Genomic DNA, 8756 nt, shown 5'->3' with positions numbered 1-8756 from the left:
CGGGGTTGACGTGCCAGTTGCAAGGACAAATGTCTTTGTTTGGGATGTTCGATCTGGGCTAAAGCTCAGTGTCTTTAGACCTGAGTTGCTTACTCCATCTCCCTTAGTTGCTTATATTGCTGCGATCGCTTTAGTTTTACAGATTTATACATCCGCTAACCCGATCTATAGCCCATCAAAGTGAATCAACCCGCCCAATCCGGCGGTGGCAGAAAACGTTCCCTTTTCACCCCGTTGCCCTGGTGTCAAGTTACCACTGATGTTGAGTGTGATGCTAAACCACGGAATGATGTGTTGTTCTGCCTGAACGCTACCGCCGTAGGCTGAGGACAGCTTAGGCAGTAGAGATTGCGTTGCCGCTGCTTGCAAACCAACCTCAAGCTCTTTATTCCACGGCGGTGTCCAGTGCAAGTTAATCAAGGTTATGGCTTCCTGAATTGAAAAACCACCTTGAGAATCCAAGGTAAGACTGATATTTGGCTCATGCCCAAAGTCTAACCAGGACTTATTTTGGGGTTTTGTGAGTTGCCCGACATTGATGTTTCGGTAAATGAGAGTTCCTTGAAGTGACCACGGTGCAGGGGGTCCTGTTGGTGATACCAAGCCTAATGTGCTTTGGTTTTGGGCATCCGCACTGGGATGGGGCTTGTCGTTATCATCTCGCTGAACTAACGGTGCCCCCTCCACCAGTTTTGCCATTGCATAGGTTGAATTATCTGGCAATGGATAATCACCTGGTTCAGGCTCATCCGAACTTCTGGTTGGAATATCAATCGGTTCAGGAGTCGAGAAAGGGATTTGGATATCAAAGGGTTCAATTCCTGCACCAGATTCCGGCGTTGTGGATGTCGTAGTTTCCCCCTCATCATTTGGTTCTCGTTGAACTGCACCAGTCTGCTGCACTACATGGGTCAACTCATGCGCTGTCAACTCATTATTTCCGGGCGATTTCCCCCCACCAAAATATACATCATTACCATAAGTCAAAGCCTGTGCGTCTAAATTTCGCGCTATCTTCACCGCTTCGCCATCGGTATGAACTTTGACATTGCTAAAATCAACACCAAAGCGGGGTTCCATAAAGTTTCGCACATCATCTGCTAAGGGATGTCCTTGTCCTTGGCGACTGTGCAATTTATTGGCAATATCACTACTAGCTTCTAACCCACCATCATCAAACCTTTGTAGCGAAGACTTAGCTTGCACTAGTTCTTCTTCCTCCTCTTCTTCAGGTATTTCTTCCCGTTGCACGAGGGGAGTAATGGTATTGCCTAAAGATTTTAATTGTAAATTTTCCTCTTCATCTTGGGGACTGACCTCACGTTGCACAGCATGATTATTTTTGTGATCACCCATACCCATGACCTGCTGGGCAACTCGATCTGCTTCTTGTTCGTAAAAATCTCCTGGTTGGCTAACTGTGAGTTGCGCTTGGGGACGTAGGGAAATGCGGCTAATTTCGTGGCTCACAGTCCCTTGAGCATTACCCATCCTCAAAGCTTGTGTGTCTGTTGCTAATTGTGGATAGGAATAGCTCTCTGCTATTTGTTTACGCCGTTGGATTTTTATGCGATCGCTCATTTCGCCAGTTTCCCTATAATTGGCTATATTGCTACTTTCAAACCATAGCTATCTGTATAAATTCTATATCCTGCTGATATTCCTGAATAATCTACTAAAGTTCTTTTGGCTTACACTGTTAAAATTACACAGACATAAGCGTTTAGTTTACAAGATAATGCGGACAATACGGTAAAAAAACTTGCGTCTAACTTGAATTAACTTTTAGGACTTATTGTTTTTGCCAAGCCTTAGAAACAAGAGAGTTAATACATAAACTTACCCTCGTAAATTGGCAAAGGTATTGAGTTATGAATAAGTTTGTTCCCTACCACGCCTGCTGGACAACAACTTACACAAACCGTATTGCCCCACCACCAACTTTCCAAACTACTATCGGATTAGTTCTAGATCGGGATTGCCAGTGGCTTCCTTCGAGAAACCTACGGCTGGCCAAAATATTAGAGTGCCACGTTTACCTGCAAGTTGTATGACGTAGGTTTTGCTGCCTTGATCGAAAAGTGACCACGAGCCAGTAGATCCTGTCTCGCTTTCTATTCTCCCATCTGGCAATAGCTTGATAAGTTTACCGTTTTCACCCTCACCAAGTTCATAGCTATGAACACGATAGGTTCCTACTACCTGTGCCTGGTTGGAATCCATTTCGGCAAATTTCACGGCACCAGTTGCCTGCACGTTGTAGTGCTTTAGAAAAGTAAAACATGAAATTTTTTCTTTTTGATATTGTAGCTTAAGTAATTTATCGTAGTCTATACGATAAAATGTATACAGCACTCCGTACACTTGTAAATAGAGGTAGAGCGAACAAAGCTACCATCCAGCAACTACAGATTGTTCGTTATCTGGCTGTTGTTCTAAAAACTAAAGGATAAGCAATCGCAATTTATAACAGCAAACTCGATAACTAGCTCCTTTGGAGCATCTTTCACCAAGGTTAAGCTGCGCTAACGCACTCCCAAAAACTAAAAAGCAATCGCCTCTACTAATTTTGTTAATCTATTCCCAAAATCCCAAAGCGCGAATCGCATTTTCTGGTATTCGAGTACTTGACCGTTAAGACAGTCGCTAAGATATTAGTGATCGCATTTAGCAGCTATAGTGAGATCGCTCCTATTTGAGATAATAACCACAATACAATTTCTCAAAAGTCTGCCATATTCGACTAAAGTCTAAATATTGGCTGCAAACTCACGCCCATCCCCCAACTTCCGCCTCCGTCAACGGTTTCTCTAACTTCGCATATTCACTTTGAGCAGATCGCAATAAGTGTTTCATTTGCACTGCTTCCCCCGCATCCGCAGCTAAAAACGCCGCATTCAAGGCAATGTTACGAATATTACCGCCTGCTACACTTAGCCGCGCTAGTTGAGTGGCATCCAAATTTTGAGTCGGGGTATCAAATGGAAAAATCCGCCGCCAAATTTCGGCACGCTGTACAGCATCAGGAAAGGGAAATTGCACCACAAACCTGATTCTTCGCATAAATGCTGTATCGATCGCACTTTTTAAGTTAGTTGTGAGAATTGCCAAGCCTGGATAACATTCCATCCGCTGCAATAGATAGCTAACTTCGATATTGGCGTATCTATCCCTTGCGTCTTTTACCTCGCTGCGTTTACCAAACAAAGCATCAGCTTCATCAAACAGCAAAATCACGCCTCCCTGTTCGGCAGCGTCAAATACTTGTCGTAAATTTTTCTCTGTTTCCCCAATATATTTACTGACTACCGAAGATAAATCAATGCGATACAAATCCAATCGCAATGTATTTGCTAACACCTCCGCCGCTAAGGTTTTACCTGTACCACTAGCCCCGGCAAATAAAGCGCTAATTCCCAAACCCCGCGCACTTTTGCCACCAAATCCCCAGGTTTCGTAGACTTTACCTCGTTGGCGAACGTGTGCTGCCACATCAATTAAAATTTGTTTCTGTGTCTCCGGTAATACCAAATCTTCCCAAGTAGCTCCTGGTTCAATACGTTGTGCCAGTTCATCTAAACGGGGACGGGCTTGGACTCGACAAGCATCCCAGATGATATCGCTCAGGGAATCGGGAGAGGGGAGCAGGGCAGAAAATACCCCCTTGTCCCCCTTGTCGTTTTTTCGCTCTTGACTCAAATATCCTGCGGCTTCTGCACAAGCAGCGCGAATGGTATCGGCTCCCAGGTTAAACTGATTTACTAAGCTTTTAACTTGCCCGTTTACTTCTGGTGCTAGTTCCGCTAGAGCATTTTGCCAAACTAGATTTTGCTCCTTTGAGGTGGGTTTATTGACATCAAAACGAATTGCCGATCGCTGTTTTACTCCCATTCCTTCCCGACTGCTAATGATCAAAACGCCGTTGATGCGTTCTATCAAATGGCTAATTGCTGTCATGCGGGGAATATCAGTTGTATCGACTTCCTGGCAATCTAGCAGTAAGGCACTGCCGCTTAAAATAACTTCACGAGTCCACAAGCGAATGAGGTTTTCTAGTTCTCCCGGTACTACTGGCACTACCCGCGCTGTCATCACGCACAGGTTTAAACCAAGATTGTGACAAACTGTGGCAGCGATCGCTTGTTTGCTAGCTGTTTCCACACCACATAATTGAATTACGGGTAAGCTGTTGGCTTGGTAATGATGTCCCAGTATATTGGTGATGCGTTCTGCTAATTCTTGGTGAGAGGGAACCAATTCACCTGTAGAATTTACCGATTCAATGATACCTGCTAGTCTGTCATCAAGGTATTGTGTACCGACCAGATAATGTAATATTCTTTCGTCTATTCTCAGGGGACTCAGGGTAAGTGTATGTCCTTCGCCAATTTTGATTAAGCGCCAGCGACGCAAGGCGGCATTGGGAGTTAACGCATCCCAACGGGGGTTAGGTAAGGCTGCTAAAGCTAGACTAAAGGTTGGGTAATATTTCTGGGTGTCTTTGTTGGCAATAGTACATAAACGATGAAACTCGCCGCTAAATTCTATGCCAGCACACAATAGCAATATATCGCGCTCAAAGGGTGACAAACCAAATATTCGACATACCCTGGCGATCGCCGAAGGTGAAGGCATTGCTGTTGCTGCTGCCTGTAATTGTTCTTGGAGTTGTTGGTTGTTTGCCTCTAATCCTTCTAAATCCCTTTTCTCTGTGGTTGTATACTGTTCTAATGCTGCACGGACTATAGCTAAAGCTGCGAGGAGATAGCGGTGGTTAGCGTCAAACCAATTTTCATTAGCTGTGGAAGGGTTCATGGTATTGTTACCTGTGGCGAATCGTATTCCCCGGCTGAATTTTTGTTCAGGGGGCTTTCTGCCCCATCTACTTGCACCCGAACAAAATAAGTTCCTGCTTTGATATTTTTTACAGGAATAGTAATTATATCAGTGTCATCGGTGCGGGATACTACAGCGAAATAATATTCTTCACTAATATTATTTGATACTTCATTTAACAGTAAAACTAACTGCTGCTGCTTGCCAATTTTAGGGTTAAATTTAACTGTAATTTCGGTTGTATATAAATTATCACCACTGGCTTGAATTTGAGCAACTGTAGCATTAATTGTGGGATGCAAGACAAAAGCCGCAATATTTGATGCAGTTTCATGATGTGACATTCCAGGGGTGGGCATTTTTAGATGTACCACTTGTAGCCCATAGATACCAGCCAATAAACTAGGGGGTAAATACACGCTGAGTTGCTTGTCTTGAAATGCTTTCGGCTCAATTAACTTGTCTATCCCCTGTAGTCGTACCCGCGTTAGATCTCCCCGCAGGTTTTTACCGCAAATCATCAAGGCTTTACCTGCTGATGATGGAGGAGTAACTTGTTCAATCACAGGTGTCAAGAAAGGCAGTTTATTAGTATCTACAGTATCTACTAATTTTGGAGCATTCCGGCTATCAATTAACACCATTGATACCTGATATGGGGCTGAGGGACGATAGGGAGTTTGTAAGGAAGACCAAAGTTTTGAGGTATCTTCCATATTAAAAAACTCTGGAGAAATTTTAATCTGCCCGATGTTTTCAGCAACATCAGCGATTGATACAGATGTCAAAGCTTGGGAGAGAACACTGGAAGTATTCACTTTTGCGGCATTTTTTAAAGCAGTTTCTATTAATTCGCGGCTAAACACAGGTGTATCGTGCAATAACTGCATCACATAACCAAATAAAAGTTCTGCTTGAAAGTCCTTGGCACCATAGGCGGTGATTAAATAATGCAAGTCTAGTGCTAGAGGTGGGTGTTGACGCACATCACCCAATTGTCGCCGCTTGCTGCGGTATTCCTCCGATATCCAATCAGCATTACGATTTTGCGTCACTTGATAGAGAAAGAGATTGATTTGAGCGCGTTCGTCGGTTCCTTGGGTAATGCGATCGGGGGGAAGTGCAGTAACTACTACATCACCAACACTAGTGGCGATCGCATCTTGAACTAAACCATTTTCGATTAAGTCCTTGAGTACTGCTGTCACTGCTGCGATTGAAAGCGCATTACTCATTCTGATTTCTCCAGGCTAATGCAACAAGTAATTCTTCATGCTGGATTCAAGATTTTTCCGAAAATTAGAGGTTAAGAACTGTAATTAACAATATGAGTTTATTTTCCTCCATCAGGAACCTCTTATCTCACAACAGCATCTAAAAATTTAAACTCACGGTCAATATTGACCCAGATATTGTACTGTTGCTTTTCTAAAATCTCTATGTTGGCTTTGATGTATAAAAAATTACTCAATATTGATAGCAATTGACTTTGGGTAAAGATTTCATAGTTAAGTTTGTATTTTGATTTGCTGCTTCGGTAAAGTAAGTTTGATAAATTCAAAATTATAAAAATAGCAAAATAGTTATAACCAAATGAATTCCCCTTCTACCCCAAACTCTTGGATAGGTCGTGCGCTAGGTGATAATAACCGATATCGTCTGGATAAGCTGTTGGGCGGGGGTGGTATGGGCGATGTATTTTTGGCAATGGATACCCGCATAGGTAAGCAAGTTGCGCTCAAAATTCTCAAAGATACGCTGGGAGCATCTCAGGAAATGAGAAGACGTTTCGAGCGCGAAATCGAAATATGTGCAGCACTCGACAGTGAAAATATTGTGCAAGTTACCGACTGCGGTGTGACGACTCAAGGTTATCCATTTTATGTAATGGAATATCTTCGCGGTCAGTCATTAAGGCAGCTGCTTTTACGCGAAAAGCGGCTATCTGTGGAGAGAACTATTAATATAGTGACGCAGGTTTGTAAAGGGTTACAACATGCTCATACAGGTGTCAACATAGAGCGACAGGGCGCAACTGAACGCATTCAGGTTGTACACCGTGACATCAAGCCAGATAATATCTTTTTAGAAAACATAGATTCTAGAGAAGTTGCTAAAATTGTCGATTTTGGCATTGCCAAGATTCGTAACGAGTCTTTTGAGCAGACACAATTCACAAGTGCATTTTTAGGAACTTTCCGCTATGCATCCCCTGAACAATTAAAAGGTGTAATTAATCTAGATCAACGCTCAGATATTTACAGCTTAGGTATTATTATTTATGAAATGTTAAGTAGTGCAGACCCTTTTGGGTTCAGTATCAATACACGCCATCACAGTGAAGCTTCCTGGATGTATGCCCATACTAATGAACCGCCAAAACCATTGCGATCGCAACTTGATTGTGAAGATTTGCCTGCACAATTAGAAGCAGCAGTGATGCGGTGTTTAGAAAAAGAGCCAGATAAGCGTTTTGCTTCTGTAGAAGAATTAAATTTGGCTTTGCAAGCTATTTTGGTATTAATTAAATCACCAAAGAGGATTCTTCCAGAACCTGTTTCTCCATCTCCATCTCCTTTAAAAGGTTCCGATGAAATAACCATAGTACGACCCATAAATCCAGACAAAAAATTTCCCCTTGAAGACACTAGAGATCAAATACCACAGCCGCCAGAGGACACTATATTACAAGACCCTCCTGTAGTAGATAATTCACATCCAACAAGCGGCAAATCTTTTAATCCTCAAATTAATCCAGATAAAACAACTTTTCAAAAACCCAAGAATTATTCTCTAAGAGTAGTGACTAGCGTCACCATACTTCTTACTGCTTGTGTTGCTGGTTTTTTTGCTTATCCTTTGGTGATATCGATACAAACTTTAAACGAAATTAAGACAGCACAAAGTAAATCAAACTACAAAAAATGTATTCATTTATCCGTGAAAGTAAATTCAGATTCAGGCATTTACTCGCAAGTGCAAGAAATACTTAATGAATGCCGACAGAAATACGCTATTCAATTAGCGAATGAAAACAAGTGTTTTGATGCTTATCAAGTAAATGATAAGATTCCTAAACCTTTATTCGATCAGATAAAAACTCAAATAGATAATATTTGCGTGGTACCAGAGAAACCGGAACCTCCTAAATTCTGATATAGCAATCCAGTTTGATTCCTCACAATACTTGTTGAGAAAGGAAATAAGTAAAATTTAGGCAATAGTTTGGTGAAGCCTGACTCTATCCACTGAGTGATTACAGGTAAGAAGGAAGTAAAGAATATAGGTATATTGAGTTTTTTTGCAAAAATTAAATATGCTTTTTATAGTGGCTCAAAGTATATGCGATTAAAGATATATAATGATTATTACTAGAAAATTAACATTCAATTTCCACCAAAGTCATATCTGATAACGGTCTTGCTTCATTTCACTCTTAGGGTAGCTCGTCAATATTTAGATGCGTTTGCCCTGTAGCCCCCATCGACTCAACCCTACTGATATTTGGTTTTTCCTGTAAATGTGTAAGTTCTAATCTATATGAGTAAATCTAAATATATAAATTTAAATTCAGAAGAACGCACTCAAAAAATTTTGAAATGCGAGATGCTTTTAGAAACAGAGCAATCACTTGAACAAAGAGCCAGAATCTTACTGGATCTAGGAGATTTATTCGCTGCTGGGCAAGATTTTGAAAGTGCTGTTGCATCCTACGATAAAGCTATACAAATTGAACCAGACGATCACACAACTTGGTATAATCGGGGAATTGCGCTGAGGAATTTAGGACGACATGAAGAAGCTGTTGCGTCCTACGATAAAGCCATACAAATTGAACCAGACGATCACACAACTTGGTATAATCGGGGAATTGCGCTGAGGAATTTAGGACGACATGAAGAAGCTGTTGCGTCCTACGA

7 protein-coding genes are annotated in these 8756 nt (G+C 41.8%); 3 read left to right on the top strand and 4 right to left on the bottom strand.

Annotated elements, in window-relative coordinates; translation table 11 throughout:
• Positions 1-184: hypothetical protein (locus ACYTXL_RS12805; RefSeq protein WP_461925085.1), on the top strand; the 184-nt coding region annotated here is incomplete at its 5' end.
• On the opposite strand, the gene ACYTXL_RS12800 is transcribed toward ACYTXL_RS12805, so the two are convergent.
• The 4 genes from ACYTXL_RS12800 to ACYTXL_RS12785 all read right to left on the bottom strand — a co-directional run bounded on the left by ACYTXL_RS12800 (position 166) and on the right by ACYTXL_RS12785 (position 6071).
• The gene (locus ACYTXL_RS12800; protein WP_461925084.1) at positions 166-1581 is read right to left on the bottom strand and encodes an eCIS core domain-containing protein; all 1416 of its coding nucleotides are present in this window, start codon (positions 1579-1581) and stop codon (positions 166-168) included. The two genes, ACYTXL_RS12805 and ACYTXL_RS12800, sit on opposite strands and share 19 nt — an antisense overlap.
• A 372-nt stretch (positions 1582-1953) precedes the next feature.
• The gene (locus tag ACYTXL_RS12795) at positions 1954-2238 is read right to left on the bottom strand and encodes a hypothetical protein (protein ID WP_461925083.1); all 285 of its coding nucleotides are present in this window, start codon (positions 2236-2238) and stop codon (positions 1954-1956) included.
• A 531-nt stretch (positions 2239-2769) separates the two neighbouring features.
• On the bottom strand, positions 2770-4815 hold the full coding sequence (locus ACYTXL_RS12790) for an ATP-binding protein (protein ID WP_461925082.1): 2046 nt from the start codon (positions 4813-4815) through the stop codon (positions 2770-2772).
• Positions 4812-6071, bottom strand: coding sequence for a Pvc16 family protein (locus tag ACYTXL_RS12785; RefSeq protein WP_461925081.1), 1260 nt, complete (start codon positions 6069-6071; stop codon positions 4812-4814). Before ACYTXL_RS12785 ends, ACYTXL_RS12790 begins: the two co-directional genes overlap by 4 nt.
• 358 nt (positions 6072-6429) lie before the next feature.
• Here ACYTXL_RS12785 and ACYTXL_RS12780 point away from each other — a divergent pair, with 358 nt between their 5' ends.
• Positions 6430-7992, top strand: coding sequence for a serine/threonine protein kinase (locus ACYTXL_RS12780; protein WP_461925080.1), 1563 nt, complete (start codon positions 6430-6432; stop codon positions 7990-7992).
• A gap of 384 nt (positions 7993-8376) precedes the next feature.
• Positions 8377-8756, top strand: a 380-nt coding sequence (locus ACYTXL_RS12775) for a tetratricopeptide repeat protein (RefSeq protein WP_461925079.1), incomplete at its 3' end; no start/stop codon positions are given.

The sequence above is a fragment of the Nostoc sp. genome (genome assembly GCF_054880495.1).
This window is presented reverse-complemented; position numbering and strand designations above follow the sequence as displayed.